Source organism: Pseudomonas sp. B2M1-30, assembly GCF_025447575.1.
In the GTDB taxonomy this organism is placed as follows: domain Bacteria; phylum Pseudomonadota; class Gammaproteobacteria; order Pseudomonadales; family Pseudomonadaceae; genus Aquipseudomonas; species Aquipseudomonas botevensis.
Window position 1 is genome coordinate 71,124 of the sequence record NZ_JAOEJT010000010.1, and the last position, 19,285, is coordinate 90,408.

Sequence of the window (19,285 nt, forward strand, 5' to 3'; positions counted from 1 at the left end):
AGGCCAGTCGGTCTCTCAGCCTTGCTCGGGATTGCGATTCCAGTACTTGAACAACGGCTCTGCCAGAAACAGCACGAACAACAGCCGCATCACCTGCATCGCCGTCACCAGCGGCACCGACAGTTGCAGGGTTTCCGCCGTCAGGCTCATTTCGGCGATCCCGCCGGGCATCATGCCCAGAGTCAGCGAGCGCAGATCCAGGTGGGTCAGCGCACTCAGGCCCAGTGCCGCCAGGGTGGCGATCAACATGGTCAGCGCCGTGCCGATCAGCGTCCGGCCCATGAACGACGGGGCGCGGCGGAAGAACTGGCGGTTGAAGTGACAGCCCAGGCCGCTGCCGATCAACCATTGGCCAATCTGACTGCCGCCATTGGGCAGGCCGATGTGCAGATCCCAGGCAATGCTCACCGTCGCGCTGACCAACAGCGGCCCGAACAGCCAAGGGTTGGGCTGGCGCAGACGCTGCCAGATCCAGGCGAGCAGGGCGCCCGCCGGAAACAGAATTGCCAGCCAGCGCCAATCGACGCTGCCGGCATGGGAAATCGGCGTGCCGTCACCCAGCAGGTACTTGAACGCCGCCGGTACGCACAACACCACCACCAACACCCGCAGGCTCTGGCCCGCCGCGACGTGGCTGAGCATCGCGCCATTGCGCGCGCCGAGGTTGACCATCTCGCCCGAGCCGCCGGGCATGCTGGAGAAAAACGCGGTGGCGCGATCCTCGCCGGTGCGGCGCATCAGCCACACGCCGACCACCGCCGACAGGCTGGTGACCAGTGCTCCGAAGAAGATCAGGCCGAAGTGACTCAACACCTGCTCCATCACCAGCGGAGTGAAGTGCAGGCCGATGCCGATCCCGACGATCCACTGGCCGCACTTGCGCCCGCCAGGGATTTCCGTTAGTTGCCACGGGGTCAGGCAGCGCACCAGGATGATCGCCAGCAACGAGCCGACCATCCACGGCAGTGGCCAGCCGATCTGGCTGGCGAGGTAACCGCCAAGCAGACCGACCAGCGGGGTTCCCCACCAGGTTTTGAAGGGCCGATCAGACATCGGCGATGGCTTGGCGGGCGGCGGAGCGGCGACGCCAGATGCGCAACAGCGGGAAGGCCAGCATCAGCGCGGTCAGGACCCAGACACCAAAGGTGATCGGGCTCGACCAGAGGATGTCCAGCGCACCGTTGGAAATCGACAGCGCACGACGCAGGTTCTGCTCCATCAGACCGCCGAGGATGAAGCCCAGCAGCACCGGCGACAGTGGGAAATCGAGCTTGCGCAGGATGTAGCCGAAGATGCCGATGCCGACCATCAGGAACAGGTCGAACGTGGTGGCGTGCACCGCGTAGACGCCGATCCCGGTGATGATCGCGATCACCGGCACCAGTGCCCAGTTCGGCACGGCGAGGATGCGGGTGAAGATGCGGATCATCGGGATGTTCAGGATCACCAGCATGATGTTGGCGATGAACAGCGACGCGATCAGCCCCCAGACAATGTCCGGTTGTTGCTGGAACAGCAGCGGGCCAGGGGTGATGTTGTACAGCGACAGGGCGCCGATCATCACCGCCGTGGTGCCCGAACCCGGAACGCCGAGGGTCAGCATCGGCACCAGCGCGCCGCAGGCCGAAGCGCCGATGGCGGTTTCCGGTGCGGCGAGACCGCGCTTGTCGCCCTGGCCGAACTTGCCGCCGGCACCGGCGATGCGTTTTTCGGTCATGTAGGCCACGGCGCTCGCGAGGGTCGCGCCGGCACCCGGCAGTACGCCCATGATGAAGCCGAGCAGGCCGCAACGGATGTTCACCACGAACACCGACGCCGCTTCCTTGAAGTTGAACATCATCCGCCCGGTGGCTTTCACCGCTTCCTGGCCGCGATGGGTTTTCTCCAGCAGCAGAAGGATTTCGCTGATCGAGAACAGGCCCAGCACCAGCACCACGAATTGAATGCCGTCGGTGAGGTGAATGTTGTCCCCGGTGAAACGGTACACACCGCTGTTGGCGTCGATGCCGACACTGGACAGGAACAGACCGATCAGCGCCGCGATAAAGGTCTTCAGCGGCCGGTCGCCGGCCATGCCGCCGAGACAGACAATCGCGAACACCATCAGCACGAAGTATTCCGCCGGCCCGAAGGCGATCGCCCATTTCGCCAGCAGCGGGGCAAACAGCACCATGCCGCAGGTCGCGATGAAGGCGCCGATGAACGAACTCCACGCCGACAGCGACAATGCCACACCGGCCAGACCCTGACGGGCCATCGGGTAGCCGTCCAGGGTGGTCATCACGGTAGAGGCTTCGCCGGGAATGTTCAGCAGGATCGAACTGATCCGCCCGCCGTATTCACAACCCAGGTACACCGCCGCCAACAGGATCAGCGCCGATTCCGGCGGCAGGCCGAGGGCGAAAGCAATCGGGATCAGCAGCGCCACGCCGTTGATCGGGCCAAGGCCCGGCAGCAGGCCGACCACGGTGCCGATCAGGGTGCCGGTCAGGGCCGTGACCAGGTTGTACGGGCTCAGCGCGACGCCGAAGCCCTGACCCAAATATCCGAGAGTATCCATATCAGTTCTCCAGAACGTCGAGCAGGCCGAGCGGCAGTGGCACGTCCATCAAGCGGTCGAACAGCAAGTACAGACCGATGGCCATCAAGGTTGTGACCACCACGCTAGGCAACCAGCGACCGCCGTACAGGCGCGCCATCGGAATGCCGATCAGCATGCTGCTGAGAATGAAACCCAGGGGTTCGAACAGGCCGGCGAACACCAACAGCAGCACCACGCAGATGCTGATCTTGGTCAGGGTTTCGCGATCCAGCGGCGGTTCGTCTTCGCTGTGTTTGATCGGCGCCGGGCGGAACACCATGTACAGCAGCGCCGCGCTCATCAGGCCGAGCATCAGCAGCGGAAAGGCGCGCGGGCCGACCGGTTCGTAGGAAAAAGCCGCTTGGTACGGCCATGCCATCAGGGCCAGGCCGGCGCAGGCCAGCAACAGCACCGAGGCGAAAATGCGTTGTAAGAGCATGGGAAACTCCTGTGCCGCCGCCCCGCAAACGGGGGCAGCGGCCGCTAGACAGAGAGGATCACTGAATCAGGCCGAACTCTTTGGCCAGCACTTTGTAATCCGCGACTTGCTTCTTCACGTAGGTGTCCAGCTCCTGGCCGGTCATGGCGAACGGGAACAGTTCGCGCTGATCGCGCAGCTTGGCGAACTCGTCGGAAGCCAGCAGTTTGTCGAAGGAGTCTTTCCACCAGGCGTAGTCTTCATCGCTGACTTTTGGCCCCAGGTAGAAGCCGCGCACCACCGGCCAGACGATGTCATAGCCTTGCTCTTTGGCGGTCGGGATGTCTTTCATTTCCGGCTCGTCGAGACGCTTGTCGGCGAACACCGCCAGCAGGCGCATGTCGCCGCTCTGGATGTGCGGCATGGAGTCGGAGATGTCAGTGGAGCCGACCTGGATGTGACCACCGAGCAGCGCCGTGGCGATTTCGCCGCCGCCTTCGAGGGCGACGTAACGCAGGTCGCGCGGGTTGATCCCGGCGGCCTTGGCGATCAGCGCGGTCTGCATCCAGTCCTGGCTGCCGACGGTGCCGCCGGAACCGATCACCACGGAGCTTGGATCTTTCTTCAGCGCCTGTACCAGATCATCGAGGTTCTTGTAGGGCGAATCGCTTTTCACCGCGATGGCGCCGTAACTGGTGCCGACCGCCGCCAGCCAGCGCACGTTGGTTTCATCGAAGCGGCCGAACTTGCCCTGTGCCAGGTTCAGCAGCGAACCGCTCGACCACGCCACCAGCGTGCCGGCGTCCGCCGGACGTTGCGCGACCACCGCGTTGTACGCCACCGCGCCGACACCGCCGGGCATGTAGGTGACGCGCATCGGTTTGGTCAGCAGTTTTTCGTTGACCAGCGCGCTTTGCGCCAGTTTGCAGGTCAGGTCGAAACCGCCGCCGGGGGAGGCCGGTGCGATGCATTCCGGACGTTTCGGTTCGGCCATCAGTTGGCCGGCGAACAGCATGACGCCAGCGGCTAGAGCAACTTTACGCAGTGATAAGTTCATCTAAGTCTCCTTGGGAGTTGTTGTTATGGACGTACTGAATTACCAAAGGGCAACGCTATAGCTCACCAGCAGACGCACTTCATCGGCATCGCGAGCGGAGTAGTTGGAACGGTAAGTGGCATTACGCAGGCGCACGGCGACATCCTTGAGGGCGCCGCTTTGTACTACATATTTGATCTCGGTGTTGCGCTCCCACTCTTTGCCTTCGTCGCCGTTCTTGAGCTTGATGTTGTCGCCGCTCAGGTAACGGGTCATGAAGCTCAGGCCGGGAATGCCGAGTTTGGCGAAGTCGAAGTCGTAGCGTGCCTGCCAGGAGCGTTCTTCGGCGCCGGCGAAGTCGTTGATCTGCACGAAGTTGACCAGGTACGGGTCGCTGCCATCGACATACGGGAATGCGCTGTCGCCGGACATGTGTTGATAGCCGGCGCTGAACTTGTGGCCGCTCAGGGCATAGCTGACCAGACCGTTGAGCGAGCGGTTGTCGATTTTGCCGCCACGGGCCGCGCCCTGATCGTCACTGACCGCGAAGCGCAGGTCGCTGGCGAACGTGCCGGGACCCATCGGCCGCGAGGCGACCAGGCCGAAAAAATGCTGGTTGTAGACTTCATCGAGTTGGGCGAAGTGGTAGCTGCCGGTGATTTTGTCGGTGAACTTGTAGTCCACGCCGCCGAAGTCGAAGTGCTTGCCGGCGGCGGTGCCGGCGAAACGGCTGTTCTTGTTGTTGAGGGCAATGTCCTCGAAATCGGTGCTGTCGCGATCCTTGGCTTTCTCCAGGCGGCCACCGGTGAAGGTCAGGTTCTTGATCTCCTTGGAGGTCAGCAGGCCGCCTTCGAAGGTCTGCGGCAGGATGCGTCCGTCGTTCGGTTTCAGGATGGGCAGCTCGGGAATCAGGCTGCCGATCTTCAGCTCGGTGGCGGAAATCTTTACTTTGCCGGTCAGGCCGAGTTTGGAGTATTCGTCCGCCGCGCGCCCGTCATCGTGGGTCGGCAGCAGGCCGGTGCCGGTGCGATCCGGGCTCGAGTCGAGCTTGACCCCCATCATCCCCAACGCATCGACACCGAACCCCACGGTGCCATCGGTGTAACCCGACTGCAGATTGAGCATGAAGCCCTGCGCCCATTCATCGCGCTTGGACTGCTGGGCACTGGTGCCATCGCGGAAGTCGCGGTTGAAATACATGTTGCGGGTTTCGAACGTGGCGGAGCTGTCTTCGATGAAGTCGGCGTAGCTCAGCGGTGAAAAACCGGCAAGGGCGGCGGCGCTGGCGAGGGCGGTGTGGCTGAAACGGGAAGGACGGGCAGGCGTGAGAGCCTTGGTCTGCAAAGACGGCATGCGGGGTACTCCGTTTATTGTTCTTATTGGTCGAAAACGCTTCGAGGCGTTTTTCGGATCGCTGTGTGGCAGCAGCGACGGCAGTCGGAACTGTCCGTGGGCCGACTCTAACGGGCTAACCTTTCGCTAACCTTTCAGCTGACTTTCACGGTTTTCGGGGCTTCACAGCGGCGGTTGCGGCTGTAAACTCCGCCGCAAAGAGTGGCGTCGGCCATCCCTGAATGAGGTAACGATCCATGCGTGTTCTGCTCGTCGAAGACCATTTGCAACTGGCCGAAAGCGTCGCCCAGGCGCTCAAGAGCAGCGGTCTGACCGTGGATGTGTTGCACGACGGCGTGGCCGCCGACCTGGCGCTGGGCAGTGAGGAGTACGCCGCGGCGATCCTCGATGTCGGCCTGCCGCGCATGGACGGTTTCGAAGTGCTGGCGCGCCTGCGTGCCCGGGGCAAAAACCTGCCGGTGCTGATGCTGACCGCGCGCAGCGACGTGAAGGATCGGGTGCATGGCCTCAATCTTGGCGCCGACGACTACCTGGCCAAACCGTTCGAACTGACTGAACTCGAAGCCCGGGTCAAAGCCCTGTTGCGCCGCAGCGTGCTCGGCGGCGAGCGCCAGCAGCGTTGCGGCGTGCTGGCCTACGACCTCGATACCCGACGCTTCACCCTCGGCGAAGAGCTGCTCACGCTGACCTCTCGCGAACAGGCCGTGCTCGAAGCACTGATTGCGCGACCGGGGCGAGTGATGAGCAAGGAGCAACTGGCTTCCCAGGTGTTCGGCCTCGACGAAGAGGCCAGCCCGGATGCGATCGAGATCTACGTCCATCGTCTGCGCAAGAAACTCGACGGCCAGCCGGTGGCGATCGTGACGTTCCGGGGCCTCGGTTATCTGCTGGAAAGCCGCGATGCATAAGCCCAGCAGCCTGCGCTGGCGGTTGCTGTGGAACCTCGCCTTGCTGCTGGTGGTGTTGATGCTCGCCAGCGGCTTGAGTGCCTACTGGAACGGTCGCGAAGCCGCCGACACCGCATACGACCGCACATTGCTGGCCTCGGCGCGAACCATCGCCGCCGGGCTCTCGCAGCGTGACGGCACGCTGAGTGCCGATGTCCCTTACGTCGCCCTCGACACCTTTGCCTACGACAGCGCCGGACGCATTTATTACCAGGTCAACGACATCCACCAGAAGCTGATTTCCGGCTACGAAAACCTCCCTGGCCCGCCACCCGGTACGCCACGCACCGACAGCTATCCGGCGTTGGCGCGCTTCTACAACGCCACGTACAAGGGCCAGAACGTGCGGGTGGTCAGCCTGCTCAAAGCGGTCACCGAACCGAACATGAACGGCATGGCGGAAATCCGCGTCGCCGAAACCGATGAGGCGCGGGTCAGCATGGCCCGCAGCCTGGCGGCCGATACGCTGTTGCGTCTGGGCATGCTGGCGATTGGTGCGTTGTTGCTGGTGTGGTTTGCGGTCAGTGCCGCGTTGCGCCCGATCGAGCGCTTGCGTACGGCGGTGGAGGAACGTCAGCCCGACGACTTGCGGCCGTTGCCGCTGGTGGAAGTGCAGCACGAATTGTGGCCGCTGGTGCGCGCGCTCAACCATTTCACCGAACGCCTGCGCGGGCAGTTCGAGCGTCAGGCGCAATTTATCGCCGACGCCGCCCATGAACTGCGCACGCCGCTGGCGGCACTCAAGGCGCGTCTGGAATTGGGTTTGCGTTCGAGCGAACCGCCAACCTGGCGCGAGACCCTGGAGTCTTCCGCGCAAAGCACCGATCGCCTGACCCACCTCGCCAATCAGTTGCTGTCCCTGGCTCGGGTCGAAAACGGCGCCCGGGCGATTGCCGAGGGCGGGGCGCAGTTGCTCGATCTGAGTCAGTTGGCCCGGGAACTGGGCATGGCCATGGCCCCGCTGGCCCACGCACGCGGAGTGGCGCTGGCGCTGGAGGCGGACGAGCCGGTGTGGATGCGTGGCGAGCCGACACTGCTCAACGAATTGCTGAGCAATCTGGTGGACAACGCCCTGGCGCACACACCGCCGGGGGGCAACGTGATTCTGCGGGTGGCCGCGCCAGCGGTGCTGGAGGTCGAAGACGACGGACCGGGAATCCCGCTGGAGGAGCGGGATCGGGTGTTCGAGCGGTTTTACCGGCGTAATCAGCAGGTGGCGGGGTCAGGCCTGGGACTGGCGATTGTCGGGGAAATCTGCCGCGCGCATCTGGCGCAGATCACGCTGCACGACGGCGAACAGGCGGGGTTGAAGGTGCGGGTGAGCTTTATTGCCGGATAGTGTTGTCGATGCTGACCCCTCGCGGGCAAGCCTGCGAGGGGCGGATCAGTAAAACATCGTCCGCGACTCTTCCAGATCGGCGCACAGGACCTTGTTTTCCGGGTCGATCCCGAGTTTGCGGAAGGCCGGAACGCTGAACGGGTCGATGCGTGAAAACGGATGGCTGGTGTCCTTGTGGCAATACAGACTCGCCACTTGCACCAGATCCACGTAGTCGATTGCCGACGAGTCGCGCTTGAAGTCCTGGTACAGCCCCGGCAATTGCACCAGCCGTTCCGGAAACTCCCAGACCCGCAGCAGTTTGTCGCCCAGCAGCGGATGGATGCGGTCGATCACATGGTTGAGGCTGACCGGGTCGGACAGCAGTTCGTAGTGATCTTCGGCATAGGTCAGGATCGGCAGCACGCCGATCTGATGCACCAGTCCGCCCAGCGCCGCCTGATCGGGTTTGAGCTGGGTGTAGCGACGGCACAGCGCATAACTGACCCCGGCGATCTCCAGACTCTTGCGCCAGACTTCACGCATCTTCTGTTCGACCACGTCGGAGCGGGCGTGGAAAATCTGCTCCATCACCAGGCCGATGGCCAGGTTGCTGCTGTAATTGACGCCCAGCCGGGTGATGGCCGTGTGCAGGTCAGTGACTTCCTGAGTGGCGCGCAGCAGCGGGCTGTTGACCACTTTGATCAGGCGCGCCGAGAGCGCCGTGTCCCGACCGATCACTTTGCTCAGGTCGCTGACGCTGATTTCCGGGTCTTCGGCGGCCTTGCGAATGTCCAGGGCCACTTCCGGTAACGTTGGCAGAACCAGGTCATCGTTATCGATGGCCTCAACCAAATCCTGTTGGACCTTATCCGCCAGCTCACTCATGTCGTTTCTCTAGGGTGTTGCAACAAATACTGCGATCAGCGCTGGATTTCGCGGTCGCGATCCAGTTCGTAAGGCAGGTCGAGCAAATGCAGCGCCGGACCTTCGAGGGCGCCCAGATGCAAAACGCCTTCTTCGGCAGCTTCGGCCTGCAACACCGCCAGCAGTTCAATTTTTTGCCCGGCGCGGGCGGCCAGCACCACTTCACCGATGGAACTGTTGTGGCTCGGGGCGAACAATTGGGTGCCGGGTTCCGGCAGCTCGCTCGCGTCCAGTTGCACGCGATACAGGCGACGCTTGAGTTTGCCGAGGTATTGCATGCGCGCGACGATTTCCTGGCCGGTGTAGCAGCCTTTCTTGAAACTCACGCCGCCCACGGCTTGCAGATTGAGCATCTGCGGGATGAACAGCTCGCGGGTGGCGGGCATGACCTGACCGATGCCGGCGCGGATCTGGCCGAGCAGCCACTGGTTCAGTTCCGCTTCCGCCAACTGCGCGGACAGTCGGGTCTTGAGGCTTTCAGCCTGGTCGGCGGGCGCCCAGAGTTCGGCGCGCTGCGGCGAGACACGAATGGCGATCAGCCCGTCATGGCGTGCCACGCTGTCGGTCTCGGCCGGCAGATCCAGGCCCAGGCCGGCCAGGGCGGCATCGCCATGATCCACACCGAAACGCACCCACGCGGCACTCTCGTCCGTCAGTTTGGATTTGGAGAAAACGGCATACTTTTTCAGGTCGGCCAGTTGCGGCTCCAGCAGTTCACCGGCCATGGCCAGCAACACGCCGTCACCTTCGAGCAGGATGCGGAAGCTCGACTGCATCCGGCCTTTCTGCGTGCAACGGGCACCCAGGCTGGCGCGGGTATCGCTCAAGTAATTGATATTGCAGGTCAACTGGCCTTGCAGGAATTTTCCGGCATCCGCGCCGCGAACCGCGAGAACGCCTTCATGAGACAGGGTGCAGAAAAAAACAGAATCGGCCATGGGTCATCGCAGGGTAAAAAAGACTGGGGCACATCATAAGGGGGCAGTGTTGAAATGGGTAGTTGATAAAGGATCGGTGGCGCCCGACCAAAGCCGACTGTTCGACCCGCCTCGGGTCTGTATACTTGCGGCCTATTTGAGGAGCGCTCCATGGTCGAACAAGTTGAACTGAATCGCCTCTTTTGGCACAGCCGTCGCGGCATGCTCGAGCTGGACGTGCTGCTGGTGCCGTTCGTGAAAGAGGTCTACGCGAACCTGAACGAGGTGGATCGTGCGTTGTACGTCCGTCTGCTGGAGTGCGAGGATCAGGACATGTTCGGCTGGTTCATGGAGCGCAGCGAGTCCGAGGATCCCGAGCTGCAGCGCATGGTCCGGATGATTCTGGATCGTGTCCAGCCCAAGTAACACGTTCGAATGCCGCTGGCAGGCCTCACGGCAACTGCTGGCGGCGTATCTGTTGGCCCAGGCGTTCGCGCTGGGTTCGTTAAGCCTGCTTTCCCTTCCGTTCTGGGCCAGTCTGCTCGGGGCGTTCGCCTGCCTGCTGCATGCCGCCTGGACACTGCCCCGGCAGATTCTGCTGAGTCATCCCAAGGCATTTCGCGGTTTGCGTCGTGAGGGGGACGGCTGGCAACTGTGGAATCAGGCCGACGGCTGGCAGGCGGTGCAACTGCGGCCGGACAGCCTGGCGCTGCCCTTGATCGTGGTGCTGCGTTTTCGTTTGCGCGGCGAGCGGCGGGTGAGGTCGATCTGCGTACCGCGCGATGCGCAGGCGGCGGATCTGCACCGACGCCTGCGGGTACGCCTCAAGTTCAGCCGGCGTAGGTGGGCGGCACCAGAATAGTGTCGAGCGCTTCGGGCAGCAGTCCGGGATAGTCGAGCGTGTAATGCAGGCCCCGGCTTTCCTTGCGTTCCATGGCCGAGCGAATCATCAGTTCGGCAACCTGGGCCAGGTTGCGCAACTCGATCAGGTCGCGGCTGACTTTATAGTTGCTGTAGAACTCGTCGATTTCGTCCAGCAACAACCGGACACGGTGCTGCGCTCGTTGCAGGCGCTTGTTGGTGCGCACGATGCCGACGTAGTCCCACATGAAACGCCGCAGTTCATCCCAGTTGTGGGCGATGATCACGTCTTCGTCCGAGTCGGTCACCTGGCTCGCATCCCAGGCGGGCAGGGCGCTGGGGACTGCCACGTCGGACAACTGCCCGAGAATGTCCGCCGCCGCCGAACGGGCATAGACGAAGCATTCCAGCAGCGAGTTGCTGGCCATGCGGTTAGCGCCGTGCAGGCCGGTGAAGCTGGTTTCGCCGATGGCGTACAGGCCAGGTACGTCGGTGCGGCCGTGCTGATCGACCATCACGCCGCCGCAGGTGTAGTGCGCGGCCGGTACGACCGGGATTGGCTGTTTGGTGATGTCGATGCCGAAGCCGAGGCAGCGCTCATAGACAGTCGGGAAGTGGCTCTTGATAAAGGCTTCGGGCTTGTGGCTGATGTCGAGATAGACGCAATCGACACCCAGGCGCTTCATTTCATGGTCGATGGCCCGGGCGACAATGTCCCTCGGGGCCAGTTCGGCGCGGGAGTCGAAGCGCGGCATGAAGCGTTCGCCATTCGGCAGCTTCAGATGCGCGCCTTCGCCGCGCAGCGCCTCGGTAACCAGGAAACTCTTGGCTTGTGGGTGATAGAGGCAAGTAGGGTGGAACTGGTTGAATTCCAGATTCGCCACCCGGCAACCCGACCGCCAGGCCATGGCGATGCCGTCACCGCAGGCGCCGTCGGGGTTGCTGGTATAGAGGTAGACCTTGGCGGCGCCGCCTGAGGCCAGAATCACGAAGCGCGCGCCGTAGGTGTCGACTTCACCGGTTTTCCGATTGAGGACATAGGCGCCGAGACAGCGGTCGCCGTCCAGCCCCAGACGGCGTTCGGTGATCAGGTCGACGGCGACCCGCTGCTCCAGCAGTTCGATGTTCGAACGCTGTTTGGCCTGGGCCAGCAGGGTTGTGAAAATGGCTGCGCCGGTGGCATCGGCGGCGTGAATGATGCGCCGATGACTGTGCCCGCCCTCGCGGGTCAGATGGAATTCGAAACCGCCGTCCTCATTGCCGGAATGCTCGTCGCGGGTGAAGGGCACGCCCTGGTCAATCAGCCACTGGATGGCTTCGCGGCTGTGTTCGACCGTGAACCGCACGGCATCCGCATGGCACAAGCCACCGCCGGCGTTGAGGGTGTCATCGACGTGGGACTCGATGGTATCGGTATCGTCCAGCACGGCCGCGACGCCGCCCTGAGCCCAATAAGTGGAACCGTTGGCCAGATCGCCCTTGCTCAAGACCGCAATGCGCAAGTGGCCCGGCAGGGTCAGCGCGAGACTCAAACCGGCAGCGCCGCTGCCAATCACCAGAACATCGTGTTGAAACTGTTGGCTCATTTCAGGATTCCGCTCAAAGCGACCCGGGTCGGGGGTAGCGCAGGACAGCTGGATTGTTGCGTCGAGGCAGTCACGCAGCCCACTAGTATATAGAGGGGTGGGGCGGCACAATAGCCGGGCAGATATGGCATTGTGAAACTACGGTGACCGAAAAAGCCCCACGCTTCGTCGGAAGGATTTTTTCCAGGTTTTTGGAAAAAGCGACTGTATCGAAGATGAAACAGGCTTTTTCCGTCCACGGTCGCCCAATGTCGGACTTGTGCAGCTATAAATATTTGGAACTTTTGCCAAAGGCTCAAGATCAATAGACAGTTGCCTGAAACACGGGACAGTGTCGGCTTCAACGCGGAACCTGCGATTGGGGTTACGCCGGCGAGCCGATGACAAGATTATTCGCGCAGCCGGTTCACATCGCGCTGCGTTTTTCGTGCGTGCCAAATCAGAGCCCGCAGGAAACTTGCTTGGAGGGGGAGAACTTTTGCGAAAAGGCCGAGTCTATGTTTGCAAGTCTGGTCGATTGGTCATGCAAGCTTCCTCCGAGTTTATCGAGGAGTGTTCATGCTAACCCAGGAAGAGGATCAGCAGCTGGTCGAACGCGTTCAGCGCGGTGACAAGCGAGCTTTCGATCTGCTGGTGCTGAAATATCAGCACAAAATTCTCGGGTTGATCGTGCGTTTCGTGCACGACACCCATGAAGCCCAGGACGTCGCGCAAGAGGCCTTTATCAAGGCGTATCGAGCGCTAGGTAATTTTCGCGGAGACAGCGCGTTTTATACGTGGCTTTACCGTATCGCCATCAACACGGCGAAAAACTATCTGGTTTCACGCGGCCGTCGGCCGCCGGATAGCGATGTAAGTTCCGAAGATGCAGAGTTCTACGACGGCGATCATGGCCTCAAGGATCTCGAATCCCCTGAACGCGCATTGCTGCGGGATGAGATCGAAGGCACCGTCCATCGAACCATCCAGCAACTGCCAGAGGATTTGCGTACCGCTTTAACTTTACGTGAATTCGATGGTCTGAGTTACGAAGACATTGCGAGTGTCATGCAATGTCCGGTTGGTACCGTGCGCTCCCGGATTTTCCGCGCCCGGGAGGCCATCGATAAAGCCCTGCAACCGCTGTTGCAGGAAAACTAAAGACAGCGGCGATAGCCAAGAGAGGAACGCCATGAGTCGTGAAGCCCTGCAGGAATCGCTGTCCGCAGTGATGGATAACGAAGCGGACGAACTGGAATTGCGTCGAGTGCTCAATGCACTGGACGATGTTGAAACCCGTGAAACCTGGGCTCGTTACCAGATCGCGCGGGCAGCCATGCACAAGGACCTGCTGCTTCCGCGTCTGGATCTCGCTGCGGCAGTGTCTGCTGCGCTGGAAGACGAAACGACTCCGGTCAAAGTGTCCCGTGGCCCATGGCGTAACCTCGGTCGTCTGGCCGTGGCCGCTTCGGTGACCCTGGCGGTTCTGGCGGGTGTTCGTCTCTATAATCAGGATGAAATTGCCGGCGTCGAACTTGCCCAGCAATCCAATCAGCCAACACTGGCCACTCCTCAGGTCAAAGGTCCGGCTGTTCTGGCAGGCTATAGTGAAGGTTCGGAAGCTACTGGCCCAATGGCCAACGGCGTATTGCAAGGTCAGCCAGGCTGGCACGATCAGCGTCTGCCAGGCTACCTGCGCCAGCACGCTCAGCAGGCCGCGCTGAAAGGAACTGAAAGCGCCTTGCCTTATGCGCGTGCAGCAAGCTTGGAAAACCGTTAAGGAGGATCATGCGCTCCATACCTTTACTTTCGCTTCTGCTGAGCGGCTGGTTCATTGTTCCAGCCCACGCCGATGACGCCCAGGACTGGTTGACCCGCCTGGGCCAGGCTGAACAGCAGCAGAGCTTTAACGGTACTTTCGTCTACGAGCGTAACGGCAGCTTTTCCACCCATAACATCTGGCATCGTGTCCAGAATGGTCAGGTTCGCGAGCGATTGCTCCAGCTTGACGGTTCGGCTCAGGAAGTCGTGCGCGTTGACGGGCATACCCAATGCGTCAGCGGCACCCTGATTGCCGGGCTGGGGGATTCTCCCAACTCTGCCGCTCGTCCTCTCGATCCGCAAAAGCTGAAAAACTGGTATGACCTTGCCGTCGTCGGCAAGTCGCGCGTGGCCGGGCGCGAAGCGGTGATCGTATCGCTGACGCCCCGGGATCAACATCGCTACGGTTTTGAACTGCACCTGGACAAGCAAACCGGTCTGCCGCTGAAGTCGCTGTTGTTGAACGACAAGGGGCAACTGCTGGAGCGCTTCCAGTTCACTCGTCTGGAAACCGACGAAGTTCCGTCCGACAAAGACCTGCAAGCCAATTCCGACTGCAAGCCTGTCAACCTCGACAGCGACAAGGCTTCCGCCGTGAAAACCGCTCAGGTCTGGCGTTCGGACTGGCTGCCGCCGGGGTTCGAACTGACCAGCAGCTCGTCGCACAAGGATCCGGAAACCAAGACGCAGGTCAACAGCCTGCTGTATGACGATGGCCTTGCGCGCTTCTCCGTATTTCTCGAGCCGTTGAACGGCGCGACCGTCACCGACACGCGCACACAGCTCGGCCCTACCGTCGCCGTATCCCGCCGCCTGACAACGCCAGAGGGCGAGATGATGGTGACAGTGGTCGGTGAAATCCCGATCGGCACCGCTGAACGCATTGCCTTGTCGATCCGCAATGATGGTGCTGCAACCAGCAAGCAGTGAGCTGATTCCAGCTGTGTCCCAATCGTCGTCGAGACGTAGAAATGTTTGCTGAGCATTTTCATTTGCAAATCACCCGGAAATTTTTTATAGGTCAGAGCCTCTCGGCTCTGGCCTTGTTTGTCGTTCCCGGAACAAAAATGCCGGCCTTCGGTTTCCGGTGTTCCTTGCTCCATATCGCTTAACCCTGCTCGTCGTAACGGGAGCTGTATGTCGATACCAAGCTTGAAGTCTTATCTCTCCATTATCGCCACCGTGCTGGTGCTCGGTCAGGCGGTGCCGGCCGTTCAAGCGGCTGAACTGCCCGATTTCACCCAACTGGTCGAACAGGCTTCGCCTGCGGTGGTGAACATCAGTACCACGCAGAAACTGCCGGACCGCAAAGTGAACCAGCAGATGCCGGATCTGGAAGGCTTGCCGCCGATGCTGCGCGAGTTCTTCGAACGTGGCATGCCGCCGCAGTCGCGTTCTCCGCGTGGCGATCGCCAGCGTGAAGCGCAATCGCTGGGTTCGGGCTTCATCATTTCGGCGGATGGCTACATCCTGACCAACAACCATGTGATTGCCGATGCCGACGAAATTCTCGTTCGTCTGGCTGATCGCAGTGAAATGAAGGCCAAACTGGTCGGCACCGATCCGCGTTCCGACGTGGCTCTGCTGAAAATTGAAGGCAAGGACCTGCCGGTGCTGAAACTGGGCAAATCCCAGGATCTGAAAGCCGGCCAATGGGTCGTGGCGATCGGTTCGCCGTTCGGCTTTGACCACACGGTCACCCAAGGCATCGTCAGTGCCGTCGGCCGCAGCCTGCCGAACGAAAACTATGTGCCGTTCATCCAGACCGACGTGCCGATCAACCCGGGCAACTCCGGTGGCCCGCTGTTCAACCTGAACGGTGAAGTGGTCGGCATCAACTCGCAGATCTACACCCGCTCCGGTGGCTTCATGGGCGTGTCGTTCGCGATTCCGATCGATGTGGCCATGGATGTTTCCAACCAGCTGAAAAGCGGTGGCAAGGTCAGCCGCGGCTGGTTGGGCGTTGTCATTCAGGAAGTGAACAAGGATCTGGCCGAGTCGTTCGGTCTGGAGAAACCGGCCGGTGCGCTGGTGGCGCAGATTCAGGATGACGGTCCGGCGGCCAAGGGCGGCCTGCAAGTGGGCGACGTGATTCTGAGCATGAACGGCCAGCCGATCGTCATGTCCGCTGATCTGCCACATCTGGTCGGCGCGCTGAAGGCGGGTGCCAAAGCCAATCTCGAAGTCATTCGTGAAGGCAAGCGCAAAAACATCGAGCTGACGGTTGGCGCGATTCCGGACGAGGACAAAGAGCTGGATGCCCTGCCGAAGTCCAGCGCCGAAACCAGCAGCAATCGTCTGGGTGTTTCGGTCGGCGAGCTGAGCGCCGAGCAGAAGAAAACCTACGACCTCAAGGGCGGTGTGGTGATCAAGGAAGTCCAGGACGGTCCGGCTGCCCTGATCGGTCTGCAACCGGGTGACATCATCACTCACCTGAACAACCAGGCGATCGGCTCTTCCAAAGAGTTCGCGGAAATCGCCAAGGCACTGCCGAAGAACCGCTCGGTGTCGATGCGTGTTCTGCGCCAGGGCCGTGCGAGCTTCATCACCTTCAAACTGGCTGAATGATCCGGTTGTCGGTCGAGTAAATGAAAACCGCCTCGAAAGAGGCGGTTTTTTTATGCCTGGAGCTTTTTGCTCTGGCTCTGGCTCAGCCCATCATGTCCTTGATCATCCGCTCCTGCTCCATCAACTCGCGCTGACGGGCATCGATACGTGACGACAGCGGGAAGTTGCCGCTGGCCTTGCGCTTGGCAAAGTCCAGTTGCTGGATGGCCTGTTTGTAATCACCAACCAGCGCAAAGTATTCCGCTCGCGCCTGATGTAGGCCGATGATGTTGCCGGACAGGCCACGGGTTTCCGCCACCTGATACCACACGTCCGGGTCGTCCGGGCGCGACTTGAGCAGGGCATCCAGCGCCTTTTCGGCGTCCGCCGTGCGGTTCTGCTTCAGCAGCAGGTCGACCCGTACCTGGTTCAGCGGATAATTTCCCGGATACTGCGTGAGCATCCGGTCGACCCGCGATTGGGCGTCCGCCAGGCGATTGTTGGTGATGTCCAGATCGACCTGAGCGAGGTTGTAGATGATCTCGTTCGGCGACTTCGCCAGCAGTGGCTTGAGGTTCTCCCGTGCTTCGTTCAACTGGCCACCCTTGATCTGGGCGATCGCCAGGCCGTAGCGGGCCACATCGTTTTTCGGGTTTTCGTCGAGTTGCGCACGGAAGCGCTTGGCGCCCAGACCCGGGGTTTCTTCATAGGTCAATTGCACCCGCGCGCGAATCAGTTGATAGCGCATGCTGTCTTCGATACCGCCCGGTGGCGCTTGTTCGGCGCGGTTGCGGGTGTCGGCGATCCGCGATTCGGTGACCGGGTGAGTCAACAGGAATTCCGGCGGTTTGGCGTCGAAGCGATATTGACGCATCAAGCGTTCGAACATGGTCGGCATCGAGCGCGGGTCGTATCCGGCCTTTTCCAGGTTGAGAATGCCGATGCGGTCGGCTTCCTGTTCGTTCTGGCGCGAGAAGGTTCGTTGCGACTGGATTGCCGCCGCCTGGGTGCCGGCGATGGTCGCGATCCCGGCATCGCCGCCACCGGCTGCCGCGATGACGATCCCGGCCAGCAGCGCCGCCATCATCGGCACCTGCATCCGCTGCGAAGCCTCGACTCCACGTGCGAAATGTCGCTGCGACAAGTGCGCCAATTCGTGAGCGAGTACCGAGGCGTACTCGCCTTCGGTCTGTGCGTTGAGGAACAGTCCGCCGTTGACCCCGACAATCCCGCCCGGTGCGGCGAAGGCGTTGAGTTGCGGGCTGTTGATCAGGATGAACTCAAGACGCCGGTCGGTGACCTGGCTGGTTTCCACCAGCTTGTAGACACTGGACTCGACGTAGTCCTTGAGTTGCGGGTCGTTGAGTTGCGAGACCTGGCTGCGCAGCATGGCCAGCCAGGCGCGGCCCAGCTGGTATTCCTGCTGCGGGGAGACGATGGCAGAGCTGGCGTCACCGAGTGACGGCAGGTCGTCGGCGAAGCCCGGTGAGGCGAGCAGGCAAGCGAGCGTCAGCAGGGTAGGGCGCAAAAAAGTCATGCACAAAGCCTTAGTCGACAAAGACCTTACTGTAGCCGGACACCGGGCTTGCGACCAGATATTCTAGGCAGCCCGACCACCTGCCCCGGAGTGATGCAATGACTGACGCTGTAGCCCACGACTGTGAACTGGACGCCAGTGGCTTGAATTGCCCGTTGCCGTTGCTCAAGGCCAAGATGGAGCTCAACAAGCTGCCCAGCGGCGCCGTGCTCAAGGTGATCGCCACTGATGCCGGGTCGCAGCGGGACTTCCGCACCTTTGCCCGATTGGCCGGTCATACGCTGCTGCGTGAGGAAGACGAGGCGGGCGTCTACCGTTACTGGTTGAAAAAAGCCTGAACCCGACTGCGTGAAAAGCCCTAAGGATTATTAATGTTCAAAGTGTTACGCGACTGGTTTCAGCGCTACTTCTCCGACGAAGAAGCCGTGGTGCTGGCGGTCCTGTTGTTCCTCGCGTTCACCGCCGTGCTGACGCTCGGCGGCATGCTCGCGCCGGTACTGGCGGGCATGGTGCTGGCCTACCTGATGCAGGGGCTGGTGGTGACGCTCGAGCGTTGGCGGATGCCCGGCGGTGCGGCGGTCGGTCTGGTGTTCGCGCTGTTCATGGGCGTACTGATGCTGTTTATCGTGGTGGTGTTGCCGCTGCTCTGGCATCAGTTGATCACGCTGTTCAACGAGTTGCCGGGCATGCTCGCCAAGTGGCAATCGCTGCTGTTGCTGTTGCCGGAGCGCTACCCACATCTGGTGTCCGATGAGCAGGTGCTGCAAGCCATCGAAGCGGCGCGTGGCGAGATCGGCAAGTTCGGCCAGTGGGCGCTGACCTTCTCGTTATCGAGCCTGCCGCTGCTGGTGAACATCATGATCTATCTGGTCCTGGTGCCGATCCTGGTGTTCTTCTTCCTCAAGGATCGGGTGATGATCGGTGAGTGGGTGCGCGGCTATTTGCCGCGTGAGCGGGCGCTGATTACCCGGGTCGCCGAGGAAATGAACCGGCAGATCGCCAACTACATTCGCGGCAAAGTCATCGAGATCGTGATTTGCGGCGGTGTGACCTACATCGCCTTCGTCGCCCTCGGGCTGAACTACGCGGCCTTGCTGGCGTTGCTGGTCGGGGTTTCGGTGGTCGTGCCGTACGTCGGGGCGGTTGTGGTGACGGTGCCGGTGACGCTGATTGCCCTGTTCCAGTGGGGCTGGAGCGATCAGTTCATCTACTTGATGGCGGTCTACGGGATCATCCAGACCCTGGACGGCAACGTGCTGGTGCCGTTGCTGTTTTCCGAAGCGGTCAACCTGCACCCGGTGGCAATTATCTGCGCGGTGCTGTTGTTTGGCGGGTTGTGGGGATTCTGGGGCGTGTTCTTTGCGATACCCCTGGCGACGCTGTTCAAGGCTGTACTGGATGCCTGGCCGCGCAAGGAACCGGTGGTGGCGCCGCTGCTTTGAGGGAAGGCGGCGCCC

Annotated in this window: 19 protein-coding genes; 10 read left to right on the forward strand and 9 right to left on the reverse strand. The window is 61.6% G+C overall.

Features of this window, described 5'->3' with window-relative positions:
- Nucleotides 1-15 precede the first annotated feature (15 nt).
- From N8H74_RS19400 to N8H74_RS19420, 5 genes are read right to left on the reverse strand one after another with little or no spacing between them, the layout of a single operon-like run.
- The gene (locus N8H74_RS19400) at nucleotides 16-1,053 is read right to left on the reverse strand and encodes an AbrB family transcriptional regulator (RefSeq protein WP_262149552.1); all 1,038 of its coding nucleotides are present in this window, start codon (nucleotides 1,051-1,053) and stop codon (nucleotides 16-18) included.
- The gene (locus tag N8H74_RS19405) at nucleotides 1,046-2,560 is read right to left on the reverse strand and encodes a tripartite tricarboxylate transporter permease (RefSeq protein WP_217831430.1); all 1,515 of its coding nucleotides are present in this window, start codon (nucleotides 2,558-2,560) and stop codon (nucleotides 1,046-1,048) included. The genes N8H74_RS19400 and N8H74_RS19405 overlap by 8 nt, the downstream gene beginning before the upstream one ends.
- 1 nt (nucleotide 2,561) lies before the next feature.
- Nucleotides 2,562-3,020 carry a tripartite tricarboxylate transporter TctB family protein gene (locus tag N8H74_RS19410; protein ID WP_217831429.1) on the reverse strand — a complete coding sequence of 153 codons (459 nt, stop codon included), beginning with the start codon at nucleotides 3,018-3,020 and terminating at the stop codon, nucleotides 2,562-2,564.
- A gap of 58 nt (nucleotides 3,021-3,078) precedes the next feature.
- On the reverse strand, nucleotides 3,079-4,056 hold the full coding sequence (locus N8H74_RS19415) for a tripartite tricarboxylate transporter substrate binding protein (protein WP_217831428.1): 978 nt from the start codon (nucleotides 4,054-4,056) through the stop codon (nucleotides 3,079-3,081).
- 39 nt (nucleotides 4,057-4,095) lie between these two features.
- Nucleotides 4,096-5,388 (reverse strand): OprD family porin, encoded by a 1,293-nt coding sequence (locus N8H74_RS19420; protein ID WP_217831427.1) that lies wholly within the window; start codon nucleotides 5,386-5,388, stop codon nucleotides 4,096-4,098.
- A gap of 236 nt (nucleotides 5,389-5,624) precedes the next feature.
- Here N8H74_RS19420 and N8H74_RS19425 point away from each other — a divergent pair, with 236 nt between their 5' ends.
- Together N8H74_RS19425 and N8H74_RS19430 are read left to right on the forward strand one after the other, a co-directional pair.
- Nucleotides 5,625-6,296 (forward strand): response regulator, encoded by a 672-nt coding sequence (locus N8H74_RS19425; protein ID WP_217831426.1) that lies wholly within the window; start codon nucleotides 5,625-5,627, stop codon nucleotides 6,294-6,296.
- A complete protein-coding gene (locus tag N8H74_RS19430) occupies nucleotides 6,289-7,674 on the forward strand; it encodes a sensor histidine kinase (RefSeq protein WP_262149556.1) in 1,386 nt (461 codons plus the stop codon). Before N8H74_RS19425 ends, N8H74_RS19430 begins: the two co-directional genes overlap by 8 nt.
- Nucleotides 7,675-7,719: 45 nt before the next feature.
- Here the strand turns inward: N8H74_RS19430 and N8H74_RS19435 are convergent, their stop codons facing one another.
- Nucleotides 7,720-8,541: an HDOD domain-containing protein gene (locus N8H74_RS19435; protein WP_217831424.1), complete on the reverse strand. Its 822-nt coding sequence runs from the start codon at nucleotides 8,539-8,541 to the stop codon at nucleotides 7,720-7,722.
- A 35-nt stretch (nucleotides 8,542-8,576) separates the two neighbouring features.
- Complete coding sequence (locus N8H74_RS19440) at nucleotides 8,577-9,518, reverse strand: folate-binding protein YgfZ (protein WP_262149558.1); 942 nt, start codon at nucleotides 9,516-9,518, stop codon at nucleotides 8,577-8,579.
- 150 nt (nucleotides 9,519-9,668) lie between these two features.
- Between N8H74_RS19440 and N8H74_RS19445 the strand changes: the two genes are divergently transcribed.
- Together N8H74_RS19445 and N8H74_RS19450 are read left to right on the forward strand one after the other, a co-directional pair.
- Nucleotides 9,669-9,923: a succinate dehydrogenase assembly factor 2 gene (locus N8H74_RS19445; RefSeq protein ID WP_007957989.1), complete on the forward strand. Its 255-nt coding sequence runs from the start codon at nucleotides 9,669-9,671 to the stop codon at nucleotides 9,921-9,923.
- On the forward strand, nucleotides 9,907-10,359 hold the full coding sequence (locus N8H74_RS19450) for a protein YgfX (RefSeq protein WP_262149561.1): 453 nt from the start codon (nucleotides 9,907-9,909) through the stop codon (nucleotides 10,357-10,359). The genes N8H74_RS19445 and N8H74_RS19450 overlap by 17 nt, the downstream gene beginning before the upstream one ends.
- Here the strand turns inward: N8H74_RS19450 and nadB are convergent.
- A complete protein-coding gene (gene nadB / locus N8H74_RS19455) occupies nucleotides 10,328-11,944 on the reverse strand; it encodes an L-aspartate oxidase (RefSeq protein WP_217831420.1) in 1,617 nt (538 codons plus the stop codon). The two genes, N8H74_RS19450 and nadB, sit on opposite strands and share 32 nt — an antisense overlap.
- A gap of 558 nt (nucleotides 11,945-12,502) precedes the next feature.
- Here nadB and rpoE point away from each other — a divergent pair.
- The 4 genes from rpoE to N8H74_RS19475 all read left to right on the forward strand — a co-directional run bounded on the left by rpoE (nucleotide 12,503) and on the right by N8H74_RS19475 (nucleotide 16,312).
- Nucleotides 12,503-13,084 (forward strand): RNA polymerase sigma factor RpoE, encoded by a 582-nt coding sequence (rpoE, locus tag N8H74_RS19460; RefSeq protein ID WP_003172477.1) that lies wholly within the window; start codon nucleotides 12,503-12,505, stop codon nucleotides 13,082-13,084.
- A 31-nt stretch (nucleotides 13,085-13,115) separates the two neighbouring features.
- Nucleotides 13,116-13,703 carry an RseA family anti-sigma factor gene (locus N8H74_RS19465; protein WP_262149564.1) on the forward strand — a complete coding sequence of 196 codons (588 nt, stop codon included), beginning with the start codon at nucleotides 13,116-13,118 and terminating at the stop codon, nucleotides 13,701-13,703.
- Between the two features lie 8 nt (nucleotides 13,704-13,711).
- Nucleotides 13,712-14,674, forward strand: coding sequence for a MucB/RseB C-terminal domain-containing protein (locus N8H74_RS19470; protein ID WP_217831418.1), 963 nt, complete (start codon nucleotides 13,712-13,714; stop codon nucleotides 14,672-14,674).
- A 207-nt stretch (nucleotides 14,675-14,881) separates the two neighbouring features.
- On the forward strand, nucleotides 14,882-16,312 hold the full coding sequence (locus N8H74_RS19475; protein WP_217831417.1) for a DegQ family serine endoprotease: 1,431 nt from the start codon (nucleotides 14,882-14,884) through the stop codon (nucleotides 16,310-16,312).
- Between the two features lie 82 nt (nucleotides 16,313-16,394).
- Here N8H74_RS19475 and N8H74_RS19480 read toward each other — a convergent pair whose 3' ends face one another.
- Nucleotides 16,395-17,828 carry a M48 family metalloprotease gene (locus N8H74_RS19480; RefSeq protein WP_217831416.1) on the reverse strand — a complete coding sequence of 478 codons (1,434 nt, stop codon included), beginning with the start codon at nucleotides 17,826-17,828 and terminating at the stop codon, nucleotides 16,395-16,397.
- Between the two features lie 98 nt (nucleotides 17,829-17,926).
- On the opposite strand from N8H74_RS19480, the gene N8H74_RS19485 reads away from it, so the two are divergent.
- Nucleotides 17,927-18,166, forward strand: a complete 240-nt coding sequence (locus N8H74_RS19485; protein WP_007963279.1) for a sulfurtransferase TusA family protein — start codon at nucleotides 17,927-17,929, stop codon at nucleotides 18,164-18,166.
- Nucleotides 18,167-18,199: 33 nt separating this feature from the next.
- Nucleotides 18,200-19,270: an AI-2E family transporter gene (locus N8H74_RS19490; RefSeq protein WP_262149569.1), complete on the forward strand. Its 1,071-nt coding sequence runs from the start codon at nucleotides 18,200-18,202 to the stop codon at nucleotides 19,268-19,270.
- The last annotated feature ends 15 nt before the right edge of the window (nucleotides 19,271-19,285 follow it).

Bases quoted from the DNA above. Each gene is read 5' to 3' on its own strand.
- N8H74_RS19440 (WP_262149558.1), bottom strand. From the start codon at position 9,518: ATGGCCGATTCTGTTTTTTTCTGCACCCTGTCTCATGAAGGCGTTCTC.
- N8H74_RS19480 (WP_217831416.1), bottom strand. From the start codon at position 17,828: ATGACTTTTTTGCGCCCTACCCTGCTGACGCTCGCTTGCCTGCTCGCC.
- N8H74_RS19435 (WP_217831424.1), bottom strand. From the start codon at position 8,541: ATGAGTGAGCTGGCGGATAAGGTCCAACAGGATTTGGTTGAGGCCATC.
- N8H74_RS19470 (WP_217831418.1), top strand. From the start codon at position 13,712: ATGCGCTCCATACCTTTACTTTCGCTTCTGCTGAGCGGCTGGTTCATT.
- N8H74_RS19425 (WP_217831426.1), top strand. From the start codon at position 5,625: ATGCGTGTTCTGCTCGTCGAAGACCATTTGCAACTGGCCGAAAGCGTC.
- rpoE (WP_003172477.1), top strand. From the start codon at position 12,503: ATGCTAACCCAGGAAGAGGATCAGCAGCTGGTCGAACGCGTTCAGCGC.
- N8H74_RS19400 (WP_262149552.1), bottom strand. From the start codon at position 1,053: ATGTCTGATCGGCCCTTCAAAACCTGGTGGGGAACCCCGCTGGTCGGT.
- N8H74_RS19410 (WP_217831429.1), bottom strand. From the start codon at position 3,020: ATGCTCTTACAACGCATTTTCGCCTCGGTGCTGTTGCTGGCCTGCGCC.
- N8H74_RS19445 (WP_007957989.1), top strand. From the start codon at position 9,669: ATGGTCGAACAAGTTGAACTGAATCGCCTCTTTTGGCACAGCCGTCGC.
- N8H74_RS19465 (WP_262149564.1), top strand. From the start codon at position 13,116: ATGAGTCGTGAAGCCCTGCAGGAATCGCTGTCCGCAGTGATGGATAAC.
- N8H74_RS19475 (WP_217831417.1), top strand. From the start codon at position 14,882: ATGTCGATACCAAGCTTGAAGTCTTATCTCTCCATTATCGCCACCGTG.
- N8H74_RS19405 (WP_217831430.1), bottom strand. From the start codon at position 2,560: ATGGATACTCTCGGATATTTGGGTCAGGGCTTCGGCGTCGCGCTGAGC.
- N8H74_RS19490 (WP_262149569.1), top strand. From the start codon at position 18,200: ATGTTCAAAGTGTTACGCGACTGGTTTCAGCGCTACTTCTCCGACGAA.
- N8H74_RS19485 (WP_007963279.1), top strand. From the start codon at position 17,927: ATGACTGACGCTGTAGCCCACGACTGTGAACTGGACGCCAGTGGCTTG.
- N8H74_RS19415 (WP_217831428.1), bottom strand. From the start codon at position 4,056: ATGAACTTATCACTGCGTAAAGTTGCTCTAGCCGCTGGCGTCATGCTG.
- nadB (WP_217831420.1), bottom strand. From the start codon at position 11,944: ATGAGCCAACAGTTTCAACACGATGTTCTGGTGATTGGCAGCGGCGCT.
- N8H74_RS19430 (WP_262149556.1), top strand. From the start codon at position 6,289: ATGCATAAGCCCAGCAGCCTGCGCTGGCGGTTGCTGTGGAACCTCGCC.
- N8H74_RS19420 (WP_217831427.1), bottom strand. From the start codon at position 5,388: ATGCCGTCTTTGCAGACCAAGGCTCTCACGCCTGCCCGTCCTTCCCGT.